This is a genomic window from Rouxiella badensis, from assembly GCF_002093665.1.
GTDB lineage: Bacteria > Pseudomonadota > Gammaproteobacteria > Enterobacterales > Enterobacteriaceae > Rouxiella > Rouxiella badensis.
This window is the reverse complement of sequence record NZ_MRWE01000006.1, coordinates 107,886-124,027: the sequence shown is the minus strand read 5'-3', so window position 1 is coordinate 124,027 and position 16,142 is coordinate 107,886. Positions and strand designations below refer to the sequence as shown.

Below are 16,142 nucleotides of genomic sequence, written 5' to 3'. Positions count from 1 at the left end.
CGCTGTTTTATGCATAACGGGGGAAGCAATGTGAGAATTCTGGTCATTGAAGATGAACCCAAAGCCGGGGAATATATGCGCAGCGGCCTGACAGAGGCAGGATACGTAGTCGATGTGGCGACTAATGGCCTCGACGGTCTGCATCTGGCGCAAGAATTTCTCTACGATCTCATACTGCTCGACGTGATGATGCCTGAAATGGACGGCTGGGAAGTGATGAGACGCCTCGACAAACAGCTGAAAACGCCGGTGCTGTTCCTGACCGCACGCGGCACGCTGGAGGACAAGCTCAAAGGGCTGGACCTCGGTGCCGACGACTATCTGGTTAAACCTTTTTCCTTTGCCGAGCTTTTGGCGCGAATTCGCGTCGCACTGCGCCGTGGAGCACGGGTTAAGCAGGAAGAAATAGTCGAGTTGGCCGACCTGCAGATAGACATTCCCAAACGGCGGGTTATCCGCGCCGGAACGCGTATTACATTGACCAATAAAGAATTTAATTTACTTCAGCTGTTTATGCAGCACGAAGGGCAGGTGCTTTCGCGCTCGGTGATAGCCTCGCGAGTGTGGGACATGAATTTCGACAGCGATACCAACGTCGTCGATGTTGCGGTGCGCCGCCTGCGGCAGAAAATTGACGATCCCTTCGATCTCAAGCTGATCCATACCGTTCACGGCGTCGGTTACCGCTGCGAAGACGAATCATGAAACCTGCCCGCTCACGTCTCAGCGCCTGGCAACACATTTCGCTCACCACGCGTCTGTCGATCATTTTTGCGTTACTTTCATTTATAGTGATCGCCGCCGTCGGTTTTACGCTATATCGCACGCTGGAAAAACAGATCAGTCTCCGCGATGACGGCGCGTTGCTGACCCGCGTAGAACAGATCCGTACTCTGCTTCGTGACGAAGACGTGATCAATCTGATCCACGAGAAACCTCAGTTGTTTGCCAACATGCTGGGCAACCAGGAATCGCTGCTGGTGCTGCGTTTTCCCGGCCAACCCCCGCTTATTGAAGTCAATCCCGGCCATTCACCGGTGCCTGATATTCCCCCTGTTCCTGCCAATAAAGATCTCACGCTTGCGGCAGTTCAGCACAGTGCCTCGCGCGACGACACGCCATTTATCTCGGTCTCTGCCGCGGCACAAACCTCGGATTCGCCGCATGATCTTGAGATTATCAGCGGCCGACTGATGACCGAACGTACGCGGATTTTAGAGGTCTATCGCGAACAGATTTTCCTGCTTGCGCTGGGGGCGGGGGCATTAACTGCGCTATTGGCTTATCTCATTGCCCGGCGCGGGCTTAGCCCACTGCGGCGTCTTGCCGGGCAAACCGCCGAAATTGGCATTCGTAATTTGTCGGTGCGAATTGACAGCACTCAGGCACCGCGAGAGCTGTCGACGCTTATCGAGGCATTTAATGAAATGCTCGACAGGCTGGAGATAAGCTTTACTCAGTTGAGTCAGGTTTCGGCGGATATGGCGCACGATCTCCGCACGCCGATTGGCAATCTGCTTGGGCAAACGGAGGTCGCGCTAAGCCAGCGTCGCGGAGTCGAGTACTATGAGAAACTGTTGGGTTCGAATTTTGAGGAGCTGCTGCGGTTGTCTAAAATGACCGATAACATGCTCTTTTTGGCGCGCGCCGAGCACGCGGACCACGCCATTGAGCGTGCCCAACTTACGCTTGCCGACGAGTTTGAGCGGGTGGGAGAATACTTTGAAGGTCCCGCGGATGAACGTCATGTGAGGCTTAAATTACGCAGCGACGGCAGCGTCTGGGCGGATGCCAACCTGCTGCGCCGCGCGCTGGCAAACCTGTTGGCCAATGCGATTCGTTATGCCGATCCTGGTTCTGAAATCTTGCTGCTGGCCGAGCAAATGCCTAAAGGTACCTGCATCAGCGTGACTAATCTCGGCCCGACTATCGAGTCGCAGCATCTGGCGCGACTCTTTGACAGATTTTATCGCGCCGACGTGTCGCGTAATACCCGATCCCAATCAAGCGGACTGGGGTTGTCTATTGTACGCAGCATCATGAACCTGCATCAGGGGCGTTGGGACGTCACCAGTGAAAACCGCGAGACGCGATTTACGCTGTTTTTCCCGCTGAAAATGCCTGAACCCTTTCCGAAAAATACCCAGAGGGAAAATGACCGTCCAAAATAAAACCTACAGCGATATGCGTTTCGATGACGCCACTTTTTGCGATGAGAAATTGCAAAACTGCCGCTTTATCCGCTGTGATTTTAGCGGCGCTGACTTGTCAGAAAGCGAGTTTATTGACTGTGATTTTTATGATGACAGTCAGCAGGTTGGCTGCTGTTTTCAGCGTGCCAACCTGCGAGAAAGCAGCTTCGTGCGCTGTGATTTGACCATGGCCGATTTTAAACACGTAGAGGCTATTGGCTGCGAAATCCGTGAGTGTAAAGCGTCAGGGGCTGACTTTCGCGGTGCCAGTTTCATGAATATGATCACCAGCCGCTCTTATTTTTGCCGAGCCTATCTCACCAAGAATAATTTTAGCTATGCCAACTTTCAGAAAGTCGTGCTCGAAAAATGCGAATTATGGGAAAACCGTTGGACCGGTGCCAATATACTGGGGGCCAGTTTTAGGGGGTCAGACTTGTCTGGCGGAGAGTTTCATCAAATAGACTGGACGACGGCAGATTTCACCTTTTGCGACTTAACGCGTTCAGAGCTGGGGGATTTAAATATCCGCCGCGTTAGCCTTGACGGAGTGAAGATTGATATATGGCAGCAGGCGCAGTTATTGGAACGGATTGGTCTGATTGTGGTGAGCTCGGTTTAATACGCTATCGCGATAGTGGAAATAAGCGACTATCCTTATGAGTACAGTTAACAGCATAGGGCTATTACCCGTATTTCTTATTGAAAATATCACGGAGCTGACATGTCTTTATCAGAAAATAACAACCGGTACGGTATTATTGCGGTAGATAAGCAGGGTGGTCGCGTATTATTTTTGCATCCAGAAACATTGGAAGTAGAGAAAGTATTAACCGGATTCCCACGCAATCCCCATGAGTTGTTGATTATTCCTGAACACGATAAAGCCTATGTGCCGATATTTGGCGACGGAATTCATGGCGATAATCCACATCCTCAGCATCAGGTTGCTGTTATTAGTCTTATCAACCATGAACTCAGCGGATTCATTGAGCTTAGCCCGCTTGAAGCACCGCACACCGCGCGTCTCGGTGCCGATGGCAACGTCTATCTCTGCTGTGAAAATAGCGCCACGATAGCCGTCATCGACCCTAAAACCGATAAAGTTATCCGCCAAATTTCTGTGCCTTCAACCTATACGCATCGTCTGAGCGTAACACCGGAAGGAAATAAGTTATTCACAGACAACGAGGAAGATGCCAGCGTCACGGTCGTAGAATTAAAAAATACTAATGGGAAAGTCATCGATAATATTGACATGCCGGGAGGTGTGAACGGTATTTCCGCTGCACCGCATGCGCCATTTATTGTGACCAGCAATGCCGATAAACCTGAACTAGTTATTATTGATAGCCAAACGCATAAAATTAAAAGATATGTTCCACTGCGTGGGCATAAGAAAGGGGCGCAAATTGTCCGTTTCAGTCAAGATGGTGAATATCTCATTGTGATTGGCGATCAAGAGCCGGTCGCGACCCTGTTTGATGGCGGCCTAAATGAAATAGCCTGCTTTAACGTCGGTAATAAGCCGATGGACGGTTGCTTCAGTCCGGATAATAAGCGCCTTCTCATCGCTAACGAAGCTGACGGTACGGTGAGTATTATTGATATCGCCAGCAAAAGGGTGATTGCAACCCCGTCCGTGGGGAAAGGCTGTGAGGTTCTGAACTATTTTGTCGAGAAGGCGGCGTAATTTTCCTGCCAACCTTGGTAAATAAAAGCTTTGTTGTTGTCGTTCATTCTGTGAATAATCGGACCAGGTGACTGGTTTGATTATTCAGGGAAAACATGACGCTCAATAACATTTTATTTACCAACAACGCTCGCCAAGTGGCACTGTTGCCCCGTGCGCGCATTCTGCTGAAACTGCGCACGCAGCCGGTGGTTGGCGCTTTGCTTCTTTCACTGCTCGCAGGATGCAGTTCCGAAAAAAATACCGTCAGCACCCAGCGACCTGAACAGGTACGAGCGGATATTGTGTCACTGATGCCGGCCAACGTTGCCGATAAACAGGGATGGGCGAAGGACATCAGCACCGCGTTTATCACGCAAAAAATCGACCCGACGACGGAAAATATCTGCGCCGTATTGGCGGTCACTGAACAAGAATCCAACTTTAACGCCAATGCGCCGGTGCCAGGTTTGGGGAAAATCGCCTGGAAAGAGATAGATAGACGGGCGGCCGAGGTTCATATTCCTGCATTCTTGGTTCATACCGCGCTAAAAATCAACTCTCCCAACGGCAAGTCCTATAGCGATCGCCTGGACAACGTTCGCAGCGAGAAAGAGCTAAGCGCGATTTTCGACGACTTTATCGGCATGGTGCCTATGGGGCAGAAGCTGTTTGGCAACCTTAATCCGGTGCATACCGGCGGCCCGATGCAGGTCAGTGTCGCCTTTGCCGAATCTAAGGCGAGTGGCTACCCGTATCCCATTGACGGCACTATTCGTCGCGAAGTATTTAGCCGCAGAGGGGGCATGTATTTCGGTATCGCGCATTTGCTCGGTTATCCGACGCACTACAGTGAGCCGATTTACCGCTTCGCCGACTATAACGCGGGTTTTTATGCCAGCCGAAATGCAGCCTTTCAGCAGGCGGTGAGTCGTTTATCCGGGGTAAAGTTGGCGCTTGATGGCGACGTGGTGAGCTACAGCGATACGACGGGGAAAACCGAAATGGCCGTGCGCAGGCTGAGTAAAAGGCTGAGTCTGAGTAATTCGGATATTTCTCGCGATCTCAGGCTGGGTGAGTCAATCGATTTTGAGAAGACGCCGACCTGGAAGTTAGTGTTTGCGCTCGCCGATAAAACGGCGGGTAAAAAGGTGCCGCGAGAAATGCTGCCGGGGATTGAGCTAAACAGCCCGAAAATAACCCGAAATCTGACCACCGCCTGGTTTGCCCAGCGCGTGGATGAGCGCAGACGTCAGTGCCTGACTCGAGGTTAACGCGTTATTTTGTTGATAAAATCCACCCTGCATTAATGAACAAATGCAGGGTGTTGATACTTAAATAACGGTTGGCAGCAGAGAAGACACGCAGTTAAGCACGTCAGTGCGGAATTTCTTCGACGCCTCATCAATCTCGCTGGCGTTCAACGCTTCTTTCTCACGTTCCACGAAGGTTTTTACCCCGGTCGTGAAGCTATTTTCAAACTGCGCATTCATGGTGTTGCCGACGCTGCCAAACAGCATGCGCATGGCAGATATTTGAACCAACAGCTCACGGTTGATGCGTTCCAGTTGATCGATTCTTTGGGATAAATTTTCTTCGCTCATTTCAGCCTCCTGTTTAAAACCCGCAAACCCTACCCCAATTTTACTCAATAAGAAACGAGTCCTCGCTTTTTCCTGCCGTTTACTCAAATAATAATGCTTGTTATCCGCTGTTTTTACGGACTCTTTCACCGTTATCAGCGAAGGACACGCACTGGCGTTATCCTTTTTCATTCAGGGAACATGATGAAAATTATAAAAATTCTAAACAATAACGCGGTCATTGCCGTCGATGATTCTCTGCATGAACAGGTCATGATGGGCAAAGGATTGGCTTTCCAAAAAAGAGTCGGCGAACGCCTCGATATGTCGCAGGTCGAGAAGATTTTCTCGCTACAGGGCAATGCGCTTAATGCTCGACTCAGCGAGCTGCTGGCCGAAATTCCGCTGGAGGTGCTGACCACGACCGAAAAAATCATCGATCTTGCGCAGTCGCGTCTTGGGCAGCAGCTTGGTAATAATCTGTATATTGCCCTGACCGATCACTGCCATTTTGCACTTGAACGTTTCAGGCAAGGGATTTCATTGCCCAATGCACTGCTTTGGGATATCAAACGGGTTTACCACCGTGAATTTGCCGTTAGCCTTGAAGCGTTAGACATCATCGAGCAGCGCCTCGGCGTGCGCTTACCTGAGGACGAAGCGGGCTATATCGCACAGCATTTGGTGAAGGGGCAGCTACAGGGCGAGATGTCTGAGGTGGTACAGGTCACACGGATTATTCAGCAAATTATGCACATCGTGAAATACCAGCTGCGCCTCGATTACCGGGAAGATAGCCTGAGTTATCATCGTTTTATTACCCATCTAAAATTTTTCGCCCAGCGAATGCTCAGTAGCAAACTGGTCCGTAATGAAGACGAGTCGCTGCACGATGAGGTCAAAAATCTCTATCCTCAAGCCTACCAGTGCGTGCTGACCGTGGAGCGTCATATTCAGAAAAATTATCTTTACGCGCTGACTAAAGAAGAAAAAATGTTTCTGACGATTCACATCGAAAGGGTGCGTAAAGAAACGCTCAATCAGCCAGCGGTTGAAGGGGAGTGATTCGAGAGATCGCTCACAAAATCCAAACGACGGTGAGACGCGTGCTTGAGTAAAGCTTTCTCTCAGGGCATGCTGTTTACCGAAAGTTAGGATTGTTACTGGAAAGCAGGCAAAACCTAAACCGATTTTTTGTTACGGCATTCATGTGCCGCTAACAGGATATCGGTTTAGGTTTTTTTTTGGCCTGAATTCCGGAAAACGCGAGTTATCAAGACTCATATCTGTACAGGGAAGAAGGTAAACACGATGAAATATAAAGAATTAGCTTCCGAGGTGTTAGGCGGCGTCGGCGGAACGGGGAACGTGGTCAGCCTGGTTCACTGCGCTACGCGCTTGAGATTCAAACTGCGTGACAGTAGCAAAGCGCACACAGAAGCCTTAAAAAAAACGCCCGGCGTCATCATGGTTGTGGAAAGCGGCGGCCAGTATCAGGTGGTCATTGGCAACGATGTCGATCAGGTTTATAAGCCAATAGCAGAGCAGCTCGACGCTTCACCTTCACAGCCTGTGAACAACGAAAGCACCGCTAAAGAAGGGCTGTTGGCTCGGCTTATCGATATTATTTCTGCCATTTTTACGCCATTTATCGGTATCTTGATTGCCGGTGGGGTGCTTAAAGGGCTGCTTTCTATCTCCCTGGCTGCCGGATGGGCGACTCCGCAAAGCGGCACCTATCAGATTCTGTTCGCCGCCAGCGACGCGATGTTTCATTTTCTGCCTATCTTCCTTGGCTATTCTGCCTGTAAAAAATTCCAGGGTAACCCGTTTGTCGGGATGGCCATCGGCGGTGCCTTAACCCATCCGCTGATGCTCGCCGCCTTTACCGCTTCACAGCTGCCGGGCGCGCAGCCGCATCATTTCTTCGGCATACCTGTTGTGATGATCAACTACGGTTCTTCCGTTATTCCGGTGGTGTTGGCCTGCTGGCTCTCTTGCAAAATTGAGCGCGGCGTACATCCTCGCTTGCCCAGTGCGGTGAGAAACTTTGTCACGCCGCTGTTGTGTATCGCGATTGTGGTGCCGCTGACCTTCCTGATTATCGGCCCCGCCGCAACCTGGCTGAGCAATATGCTTGCGCAAGGCTACGAGCTGATTTACGGCTTTAACTCGGTCATTGCCGGCATGTTGATGGGCGGCCTGTGGCAGGTTTGTGTGATGTTCGGCATTCATTGGGGCATCGTGCCTATCATGGTCAATAACCTCAGCGTTGTTGGGCACGACACGCTCATCCCTCTGCTGGTTCCGGCTATTTTCGGGCAGGTTGGCGCAACGTTGGGCATTTTTCTACGCACCAAAGACGCCCAGTTGAAAGGCAATGCGGCTTCGGCAATGGCGGCGGGAATTTGCGGGATCACCGAGCCTGCAGTCTATGGCATTACGTTGCCAAACCGTCGTGCATTTATTTTTGGTTGCGTCGGCGGGGCGATTGGAGCCGGGATCATCGGCTATTTCCAGACGGCGGTTTACTCGTTTGGTTTTGCAAGCATCTTCACGCTGGCCCAGCTAATTCCTCCCACCGGTTTCGACTTCACGGTGGTCGCGGCAATCATTGGCCTCCTGATCTCGCTGACCCTCGCAACGCTGCTGACTTATTTCTTCGGCATGAAGCCCGCCGCGAAACCTCAGGTCCAGGTGCAGGAGGTGGAGCCTGCACCATTGACCTCAACGACCCATGGCGAAGCGGCGCTTGAAAAAATCTATAGTCCGATGAGCGGCCAGCTGCACCCGCTGGAAAACATCAGTGACCCGATTTTTGCCGGTGGCCTGCTGGGCAAAGGGGCGTTCATTACCCCGACGGTAGGGCGTGTGGTATCGCCGATAGACGGCAAGGTCGCCTCATTGTTTAAAACTTTCCATGCTATTGGGCTTGAGTCGCCGCAAGGCGCCGAAATCCTAATCCACGTCGGAATAGACACCGTGAAACTCGACGGAAAATATTTTACCCCGCACGTCAGTGAAGGCGATGAGGTTATTCGCGGACAACTGCTGCTCGAATTCGACGGTGAGGCTATTCGCCGCGAGGGCTACAGCCTGGATACACCGATTCTGATTACCAATAGCGACGACTTTGCCGACGTCATTATCAATGACGTGCAGGACATTCAAGAAAATACCCCTTTATTGACCTTGGTGCGTTAACACAGGAGAAAGACGATGAGCCAACAATTTCCAAAAAATTTCTTATGGGGCGGGGCGGTAGCGGCCAACCAAGTGGAAGGCGCCTATCTGACCGATGGCAAAGGGCTGTCGACCTCTGACGTGCAGCCAAAAGGTATCTTCGGCGGTGTGGTTGAGCGTGTGGCCGGTGACAGCGGCATCAAAGACGTGGCCATCGACTTTTATCATCGTTATCCGGAAGATATTAAGCTGTTTGCAGAAATGGGATTTAGCTGTTTGCGGACCTCAATCGCCTGGACGCGTATTTTTCCACAGGGCGATGAGCTTGAACCTAACGAGGCCGGTTTGGCATTTTATGACCGCCTGTTCGACGAGATGGCGAAATACAATATTGCGCCACTGGTCACGCTCTCTCACTATGAAATGCCTTATGGCCTGGTGCAGAAGCACGGTGGCTGGGGCAACCGTAAAACTATCGAGTTTTTCGAGCGCTATGCGCGCACCGTTTTCCAGCGCTATCAGCATAAAGTGAAATATTGGCTGACCTTTAATGAGATCAATATGTCACTTCATGCTCCGCTGACCGGCGTGGGTTTGCCGGAAAACAGCTCGAAGCAGGATATTTATCAGGCCATTCACCATCAGTTGGTGGCGAGCGCCAAGGCGGTTAAAGCCTGTCACGAGATAATCCCGGACGCTAAAATCGGCAACATGCTGTTGGGGGGATTGCTGTATCCGCTGAGCAGTAAGCCGGAAGACGTGATGGAGACTTTGCAGCAAAATCGCGAATGGCTGTTCTTCGGCGACGTACAGGTTCGCGGTAGCTACCCGGCTTATATGAAACGTTTCTTCGCCGATCGCGGTATTGAAATCAATATCACCAACGAAGACCGACAGGCGCTGAAATCGACCATCGATTTTATTTCGTTCAGCTACTACATGACGGGCTGCGTGACCACCGACGAAGAGCTTAATCAGAAAGCGCGTGGCAATATTCTTTCTATGGTGCCGAACCCGCATCTGGCAAGTTCCGACTGGGGTTGGCAGATTGACCCACAGGGTATTCGAATTCTGATGAATGAGCTTTACGACCGTTATCAGATACCTCTGTTTATCGTTGAGAATGGATTGGGCGCTTATGATAAGCCGCAGGCTAATGGCGAAATCATCGACGACTACCGTATTTCCTATCTGAACGATCATCTGGTGCAGATTGGTGAGGCGATTCAGGACGGGGTCGAGGTGTTAGGCTATACCAGTTGGGGACCTATCGATCTGGTGAGCGCCTCAAAGGCGGAGTTCTCTAAACGCTATGGCTTCATTTATGTCGACAGAGATGACCAGGGCAATGGCACGCTGGAGCGCCGCCGCAAGAAAAGCTTCTATTGGTATAAAGAAGTGATTCAAAGCAACGGCGCAGCGCTGAAGCGCTAAGCCTCCCTACGACTCATCGGGGTTAAAGGTGACGCCGGTGAGTTGTTCGCTTAACTTCCAGAGCTTGTGCGCAGACTCAGCATCGACCGCCCACGGCATCACGCCATGAAGGGCGTCTTTTTCAATCTTTAGTGTGGCGATGTCGCAGTCTTCGCAGTACACCCCACCTCGACCCTCCAACTGCGGGCTGGTTGCACACCAGACGGCGGTGGCCGCGCCTTGCTCCGGCGTCTTGAATCCAGCTTCTGCGGTGGTTTTTATTTCACCCTGCTCGTTGAGGACACCCACAACACCATAGTCTTCATGGGCCATAAAGCGCAGTAGTGGGGTAAATATTGCCCCGGGATGCAGGGAGAAAGCGCGTACGCTAACGTTTTTACCCAACGTGTCTAACGCTAGCGCAAACAGAACGTTAGCCGTTTTGGACTGCCCGTATGCCGGCCATTTTTCATAAGGTCGGTGATAATAGTTAGGATCTTCGAAGTGAATGTCTGACAGGCGATGACCGGCGGAAGAGACGCAGACCACGCGGGCCCCGTTTGCCTGTCTTAACGCCGGAAACAGCCGCGCCGTAAGCTGAAAATGCCCCAGATGGTTAGTGGAAAACTGTGACTCATAGCCACGTGCGTCGCGGGTCAGTGGCGCTATCATAATTCCTGCCCCGTTAATCTTCCATCGGTCAGTCTTTGGGTTATGATTCAGACAGTGCGTTTAGTCACGCGTTTAAGCGTATTATGTCCTGCTCACCAAAACAGTATCGCCAGCAGGCCGCTGAGGGTGCGGCTGATTAGCCGACTTCATTCCGGGGAAAATGCATGAACGCAGAATTACTAAAACAACAAGCGCAGGCAAAGGTTGCATTAATACGCGTAGTGACCTCGCAGGATAAGGATTTCCTGGATATTCATCAGAATATTATCATTGCAAATCATCCAGAATTGGCGATGACAACTTACTGTCTGCCGGAGCAGTATGACGGTATCCATGATGAGCAAACGCTGGCGCTCGCCGTGCCAAAACTTCTGGCTCTCGGCCTTGAGCTGCAAAAATCCTACGATATTCTTTTGATAAGCTGTGCCTCGGATCCGGCGGTAAAACAGCTGCGTCAGTTGCTCAGCATTCCCGTTGTCGGTGCCGGGCAGTCCTGTTGTGAGCAGGCGCTTACCTTCAGCCACAGCGTGGGGGCCATTGGGATCGAACCGCGAGCACCGGCAATATTTTATGAGGTTTTACACGACAGACTGCGCACTTATCGACAGCCGAAGGGCGTAAACTGCACCCACGATATTCATAGCGAGGCGGGCAAAGCGGCGATTATCGAGGCGGTGCTGGCCTGTGAAAAAGACGGCGCTAAGGTGGTTGCTTTGGCCTGCACCGGCATGGCCACTACCGACGTTGCCGCGCTGGTGGCCCCTTATACCTCAATACCGGTGGTGAACCCGGTCTTGGCGGCCGGACTTGCCGTCAGGAAATTACTAAACAGTTAACGTGGACGAGAGGTTTTCATGGGCTGGAGACAGGAAATTCAGCAGGCTTACGATAATGCACAGTCCAGAACCGAGGCGCTGTGGCAAAAGTCTGCGGATATAGGTGTGCGGCGTGCCACGCCATTTTTTCATCCTACGCTGCTGTGTCAAACCATCGCCATTAAACCTCCGCTGAACTCTAAAATTCTCGCACTGCTGGCTCAGCTCAGGCAGCTAACCGAAGGCGATTCGCTCGCCGAGGTGATGTCATCGGAGGCGATACACTTTACCTATCTGGCTATTGGGACGCAGAAATACGGACCGGAAAAGGCCCAGGATATCAGCCCCGACCTGCTGACTATTTTCGAACAATGCTGCGCCGACCAGCCAGTGCATATCTCCGGGCTGAGGTTATTGGCGCTTGCAGATCAAATTTTGCTGGCCGGTTTTCCCGACGAGCACAGCTACTGGCGCAGGCAGGATCTTACGGCCAGAGTGCTCGGGTCGAGCGTGCGCGAAGAAGTCTTAGCCTGCCATAAAGGCGCCATACCGCAGGTTTTTTGGCACAGCACGCTGTTGCGCTATAACGCCGAAAGAATGCCAACCGCGCTGCGTCAGTTTGTTATCGACCATATTGCCGATGATTATGGTGAAGTTTTATCCACTCTGCGGCTGGTACTTACGGACTACAGATGGGAGAGGACTCTCTACCTGCGATAGTGCTGTGTCGAGAGCAACAAATTTCCAGAAAACACAAGTGGTAAAGCGAGTAACTATTAGCAGAGCAATTATTGTTAAAAACCAAACTGCCAGAGGCGTATTATCAGACTCATCCCCTTGCAGAGCTAACGCCGTTTTAAACGAGTGCCGGAGATAAGCGCCGGGAAAGGGGATTAATCAAAAAGGCCTGTCATTATGACAGGCCTTTTTGTTGTCTTTCATTCTGAAAGATTGGGGAATCTTTGCCGAAAAATGGGTAAAAAAAAGCCCGCACATCGGCGGGCAAATAACAGGGGTACTACAGGGTTTCTACACAACAGGGTTCTTACAGGGGTATCACAACTGCCTACTACATTACTGGTTCACACATTCACACAGGGACATCACTTTCTCTCGATGAATTTAAGATACCAAACCTAATGTATGGTTTTGTCATCGTCCGGTAAGGTTAAGAATCGATGTGTAAAGCGCAGTATTGGCATTTTAGGCAGAAAAAAGGCTTACTTTTCATGTAAGCCTTTGGATAAGGGGAAGTGTCAGTTAATGACAGGGCACGACTTTAATAGCCAGACCGCCGCGCGAGGTTTCACGGTATTTGGCGTTCATGTCTTTACCGGTTTCGTACATGGTATCAATGACTTTATCGAGGCAAACCTGTGGCTTACAGGTGCGACGCAACGCCATTCTTGATGCGTTAACGGCCTTGACCGACGAAATAGCATTGCGCTCAATGCAAGGAACCTGGACTTGCCCGGCGACCGGATCGCAGGTGAGCCCGAGGTGATGTTCCATCGCGATTTCGGCAGCGATAAATACCTGAACCGTGTTACCGCCCAGCAATTCTGTGAGGCCTGCCGCTGCCATCGAGCATGCGACGCCGACTTCTCCCTGACAGCCTACTTCGGCGCCGGAAATCGAGGCATTCATCTTGAATAATGCGCCCACCGCACCGGCAGCGAGGAAGAAGCGCCCGCTGGCGTCCGGGCTGAGTGGGCGAATAAACTGGTCGTAGTAGGTCAATACGGCAGGAATTATCCCGCATGCACCATTGGTCGGCGCAGTCACGACCCGGCCTCCCGCCGCATTTTCTTCATTAACCGCCATCGCGTACATGTTTATCCAGTCGACAACGCCCATGGGGTCGATGCTGTTTTTACCCTGTGTCACCAGAATATTACGCAGCGCCGCAGCGCGTCGTCTGACTTTCATCGGACCCGGCAGCATGCCTTCGGTGTGGATTCCTCGCTCGATGCCTTCTTTCATAACCTGCCAGATGGCGGCAAAGTGTGCCTCAATCGACGATTTGTCGTTTAGCGCCAGCTCGTTCTGCATCATGACGGCCGAGAGTGAAAGACCTGACTCGTCGCAGTGTTTCTGTAAATCTGCCGCTGAATTAAACGGATAGGGCACCGTCACGGGATTCATTTCACTCTCGCCGAACTCGGCATCGGTGACAATAAATCCGCCGCCGATAGAGTAATAGGTCTGGCTGTGTAGCAACGTATCCTGAGCGTAGGCGCTTATCTTCATGCCATTTTCATGGCGCGGCAGATTGTTGTCGTGAAACTTCAGGCTGTCCGGCAACACAAAGTCGACCTCTTTACCGAAAGCGGTCAGAGGCAGGCGACCACTAAGCTGAACCTGGGCAATAAACGGTGCGATTGAATCGATATCAACAGAATCGGGGAGATTGCCCGCGAGACCCATAATGATGGCGATATCGGTATGGTGTCCTTTCCCCGTCAGTGACAGAGAGCCATAGACATCCACCTGCAGGCGCGTAGTGCTTGCCAGCAAACCTGCTGCGGCGAGCTCATCCATAAAAGCCTTACCCGCTTTCATTGGGCCGACGGTATGCGAGCTTGACGGGCCGATACCAATTTTAAAAATGTCGAAAACGCTAATCATTGTGGTCCCCTCGGGCTTGCTGCATTAACCGAACAGGCTATAAACAATCGCAGACATTGCGATCAGGCCCATTATGACGATAAAGCCGTTGCTGATATGACCTGAATACTTTCTCATCGCCGGGACTTTGCGAATCGCATACATCGGCATAAGGAACAGCAGCATCGCGATGATTGGGCCGCCCAGTGTTTCAATCAGGCCCAGAATACTTGGGTTCAACGTGGAGATTGCCCAGGTTGAAAGCAGCATGAATACTGCCGTAATGCGATTCATTTTCGCGCTGCTGATTGTCTTGCCGCGGCTGCGCAGTGATTTGGTCACGATGCCGTTAAAGCCTTCGCGCGCGCCCAGGTAGTGGCCGAGGAACGACTTGGTGATAGCGATAAAGGCGATGACCGGGGCAATATAGGCGATAAGCGGTGTCTGAAAATGGTTGGCGAGGTAGGAAAGAATTGAGATGTTCTGTTTTTTGGCTTCCATCAGGTCAGCAGGAGAGAGGCTAAATACGCAGCTGAACACAAAGAACATCACCGTGACAACCATCATCAGCGTACTGAAAGTGAGGATTTTAGAGCATTTTTTCTCTGCTTCGTCGCCATATTCCTTGCGTTTTGCCACGGCGAAAGAGGAGATAATCGGCGAATGGTTAAATGAGAAAACCATCACCGGAATAACCAGCCACAGCGTCATCAACATGCCGCGACCTACATCGCCTGTGGTGGATGAAACGTGGGTGAAAATAGAGGTATTCCAGTGCGGAATGAGATAAAGCGACAGCGCCATTAAAACAATAACAAAGGGATAAACAAGAATGCTCATTGCCTTAACAATAAGATGCTCGCCAAAGTGAACCAGAGCCATCAATGCAACAATTAATATCAATGCTAATAACGCACGGGGCGGAGCATTCATATGCATTTGATGGGTGATGAAACTTTCAACAGTATTAGTTATTGCGACGCTGTAAACTAATAATATTGGGAAAATAGCAAAGAAGTAGAGCAAGGTAATAAACTTGCCCGCGGTAATTCCGAAATGCTCTTCCACAACTTCCGTAATATCCTGCCCAGCATTCTTACCTGATAAAACAAATCGGGTGAGGCCGCGATGGGCATAAAAGGTCATTGGAAAAGCCAGAATAACCATGATAATTAGTGGAATAAGGCCACCAATTCCGGCGTTGATTGGCAGGAAAAGCACGCCAGCGCCGATTGCCGTCCCGTACAACCCCAACATCCACATGGTGTCAGTTTTACGCCAAGCGCCGGTGTTTTCTACGCCTTCCTGGGCAAGTACTTCTACTTGAGAATTGCTCATATAACCTCTGGTGAACAAAATTACGTCATCTCAAAATGAGAGACTGAGTCACAATATTAAAAGCTGCCGTCACTACAATGAGGCAGATTTTGGATGGCGGGATGATACTCATGAGGAGTATGAATGTCCGTGATTTGGATCACCTATGGATTAATATAGGGGTAATTTCATACTTGTACGAGAATCGTACTGGGTTTGATTTGATATAAAGATTAATTAACGTTTTATTCATTTTCAATTGCCATACAGGATGCTAAAAATATTCGAATGCAGAGTAGCATAAACCTTATTTCCCTTAAATTGAGAAACACCGTTCTGGCAACAATAATTGAATAACTAATTTCTGAAGTGATTGTATTAAAGGAAATTACCGGCGATTATTGCCCAAGGAGACAAGCCGTGAAATATCCTGAATCGATCTTAATTAGAGATTCAGGAAGAGATAGCAGCGGGGTGTTATTTGAACAGTTCGTTATTGCCGAACAGTTTATTGTTGTTACTGCTTTGGATGCTAGTCAGGCAGTGGGCAGACGACAAATGCGTGGTTTGGCCCGACGGATTGGCCATATCTTGATGGTCTGTGCTCTGATTAAACGCATTATGTTCCACGCAAGGCTGAGCGGGGGCACTTAAAGGAACTTCTGCGGCCTGTGCGTAAAACGCGGTG

16 protein-coding genes are annotated in these 16,142 nt (G+C 50.8%); 12 read left to right on the top strand and 4 right to left on the bottom strand.

Annotated elements, in window-relative coordinates; translation table 11 throughout:
• Positions 1-30: 30 nt before the first annotated feature.
• From BS640_RS05525 to BS640_RS05505, 5 genes are all read left to right on the top strand, one after another.
• A complete protein-coding gene (locus tag BS640_RS05525; RefSeq protein ID WP_017490233.1) occupies positions 31-705 on the top strand; it encodes a heavy metal response regulator transcription factor in 675 nt (224 codons plus the stop codon).
• Positions 702-2,171 carry a heavy metal sensor histidine kinase gene (locus BS640_RS05520; protein WP_017490232.1) on the top strand — a complete coding sequence of 490 codons (1,470 nt, stop codon included), beginning with the start codon at positions 702-704 and terminating at the stop codon, positions 2,169-2,171. The genes BS640_RS05525 and BS640_RS05520 overlap by 4 nt, the downstream gene beginning before the upstream one ends.
• 13 nt (positions 2,172-2,184) lie before the next feature.
• Positions 2,185-2,814, top strand: a complete 630-nt coding sequence (locus BS640_RS05515; RefSeq protein ID WP_139802780.1) for a Qnr family pentapeptide repeat protein — start codon at positions 2,185-2,187, stop codon at positions 2,812-2,814.
• A 102-nt stretch (positions 2,815-2,916) separates the two neighbouring features.
• The gene (locus BS640_RS05510; RefSeq protein WP_017490230.1) at positions 2,917-3,885 is read left to right on the top strand and encodes a beta-propeller fold lactonase family protein; all 969 of its coding nucleotides are present in this window, start codon (positions 2,917-2,919) and stop codon (positions 3,883-3,885) included.
• Between the two features lie 95 nt (positions 3,886-3,980).
• Entirely contained in the window at positions 3,981-5,138 is a 1,158-nt protein-coding gene (locus tag BS640_RS05505; RefSeq protein ID WP_206600911.1) for a DUF1615 domain-containing protein, read from the top strand.
• A gap of 60 nt (positions 5,139-5,198) precedes the next feature.
• On the opposite strand, the gene BS640_RS05500 is transcribed toward BS640_RS05505, so the two are convergent.
• On the bottom strand, positions 5,199-5,468 hold the full coding sequence (locus tag BS640_RS05500; protein WP_192504017.1) for a hypothetical protein: 270 nt from the start codon (positions 5,466-5,468) through the stop codon (positions 5,199-5,201).
• A gap of 183 nt (positions 5,469-5,651) precedes the next feature.
• Between BS640_RS05500 and licT the strand changes: the two genes are divergently transcribed.
• From licT to BS640_RS05485, 3 genes are all read left to right on the top strand, one after another.
• Complete coding sequence (licT, locus tag BS640_RS05495; RefSeq protein WP_017490227.1) at positions 5,652-6,512, top strand: BglG family transcription antiterminator LicT; 861 nt, start codon at positions 5,652-5,654, stop codon at positions 6,510-6,512.
• Between the two features lie 246 nt (positions 6,513-6,758).
• Positions 6,759-8,651: a PTS beta-glucoside transporter subunit IIABC gene (gene bglF, locus BS640_RS05490; RefSeq protein WP_084912143.1), complete on the top strand. Its 1,893-nt coding sequence runs from the start codon at positions 6,759-6,761 to the stop codon at positions 8,649-8,651.
• Between the two features lie 15 nt (positions 8,652-8,666).
• Positions 8,667-10,064, top strand: a complete 1,398-nt coding sequence (locus BS640_RS05485) for a glycoside hydrolase family 1 protein (protein WP_017490225.1) — start codon at positions 8,667-8,669, stop codon at positions 10,062-10,064.
• 6 nt (positions 10,065-10,070) lie between these two features.
• Here BS640_RS05485 and BS640_RS05480 read toward each other — a convergent pair whose 3' ends face one another.
• Positions 10,071-10,715: an SDR family NAD(P)-dependent oxidoreductase gene (locus BS640_RS05480; protein ID WP_084912142.1), complete on the bottom strand. Its 645-nt coding sequence runs from the start codon at positions 10,713-10,715 to the stop codon at positions 10,071-10,073.
• A gap of 23 nt (positions 10,716-10,738) precedes the next feature.
• Between BS640_RS05480 and BS640_RS05475 the strand changes: the two genes are divergently transcribed.
• The 3 genes from BS640_RS05475 to BS640_RS05465 are packed head-to-tail and all read left to right on the top strand — an operon-like array spanning position 10,739 to position 12,250.
• On the top strand, positions 10,739-10,855 hold the full coding sequence (locus tag BS640_RS05475; protein ID WP_081601381.1) for an AraC family transcriptional regulator: 117 nt from the start codon (positions 10,739-10,741) through the stop codon (positions 10,853-10,855).
• Between the two features lie 24 nt (positions 10,856-10,879).
• On the top strand, positions 10,880-11,551 hold the full coding sequence (locus tag BS640_RS05470; RefSeq protein WP_017490223.1) for an aspartate/glutamate racemase family protein: 672 nt from the start codon (positions 10,880-10,882) through the stop codon (positions 11,549-11,551).
• An 18-nt stretch (positions 11,552-11,569) separates the two neighbouring features.
• A complete protein-coding gene (locus BS640_RS05465; RefSeq protein WP_017490222.1) occupies positions 11,570-12,250 on the top strand; it encodes a hypothetical protein in 681 nt (226 codons plus the stop codon).
• A gap of 540 nt (positions 12,251-12,790) precedes the next feature.
• Here the strand turns inward: BS640_RS05465 and BS640_RS05460 are convergent.
• Together BS640_RS05460 and BS640_RS05455 are read right to left on the bottom strand one after the other, a co-directional pair.
• A complete protein-coding gene (locus BS640_RS05460) occupies positions 12,791-14,158 on the bottom strand; it encodes an L-serine ammonia-lyase (RefSeq protein WP_084912141.1) in 1,368 nt (455 codons plus the stop codon).
• A 24-nt stretch (positions 14,159-14,182) separates the two neighbouring features.
• Complete coding sequence (locus tag BS640_RS05455) at positions 14,183-15,475, bottom strand: HAAAP family serine/threonine permease (protein ID WP_017490220.1); 1,293 nt, start codon at positions 15,473-15,475, stop codon at positions 14,183-14,185.
• A 399-nt stretch (positions 15,476-15,874) separates the two neighbouring features.
• Here BS640_RS05455 and BS640_RS21880 point away from each other — a divergent pair, with 399 nt between their 5' ends.
• Positions 15,875-16,108: a hypothetical protein gene (locus BS640_RS21880; protein WP_139802777.1), complete on the top strand. Its 234-nt coding sequence runs from the start codon at positions 15,875-15,877 to the stop codon at positions 16,106-16,108.
• Positions 16,109-16,142 lie beyond the last annotated feature (34 nt).

Excerpts from the sequence above, each read along its gene's own strand:
- BS640_RS05460 (WP_084912141.1), bottom strand. The coding sequence starts at position 14,158 with ATGATTAGCGTTTTCGACATTTTTAAAATTGGTATCGGCCCGTCAAGC.
- licT (WP_017490227.1), top strand. The coding sequence starts at position 5,652 with ATGAAAATTATAAAAATTCTAAACAATAACGCGGTCATTGCCGTCGAT.
- BS640_RS05510 (WP_017490230.1), top strand. The coding sequence starts at position 2,917 with ATGTCTTTATCAGAAAATAACAACCGGTACGGTATTATTGCGGTAGAT.
- BS640_RS05515 (WP_139802780.1), top strand. The coding sequence starts at position 2,185 with ATGCGTTTCGATGACGCCACTTTTTGCGATGAGAAATTGCAAAACTGC.
- BS640_RS05480 (WP_084912142.1), bottom strand. The coding sequence starts at position 10,715 with ATGATAGCGCCACTGACCCGCGACGCACGTGGCTATGAGTCACAGTTT.
- bglF (WP_084912143.1), top strand. The coding sequence starts at position 6,759 with ATGAAATATAAAGAATTAGCTTCCGAGGTGTTAGGCGGCGTCGGCGGA.
- BS640_RS05455 (WP_017490220.1), bottom strand. The coding sequence starts at position 15,475 with ATGAGCAATTCTCAAGTAGAAGTACTTGCCCAGGAAGGCGTAGAAAAC.
- BS640_RS05500 (WP_192504017.1), bottom strand. The coding sequence starts at position 5,468 with ATGAGCGAAGAAAATTTATCCCAAAGAATCGATCAACTGGAACGCATC.
- BS640_RS05505 (WP_206600911.1), top strand. The coding sequence starts at position 3,981 with ATGACGCTCAATAACATTTTATTTACCAACAACGCTCGCCAAGTGGCA.
- BS640_RS05465 (WP_017490222.1), top strand. The coding sequence starts at position 11,570 with ATGGGCTGGAGACAGGAAATTCAGCAGGCTTACGATAATGCACAGTCC.
- BS640_RS05470 (WP_017490223.1), top strand. The coding sequence starts at position 10,880 with ATGAACGCAGAATTACTAAAACAACAAGCGCAGGCAAAGGTTGCATTA.
- BS640_RS05520 (WP_017490232.1), top strand. The coding sequence starts at position 702 with ATGAAACCTGCCCGCTCACGTCTCAGCGCCTGGCAACACATTTCGCTC.
- BS640_RS05485 (WP_017490225.1), top strand. The coding sequence starts at position 8,667 with ATGAGCCAACAATTTCCAAAAAATTTCTTATGGGGCGGGGCGGTAGCG.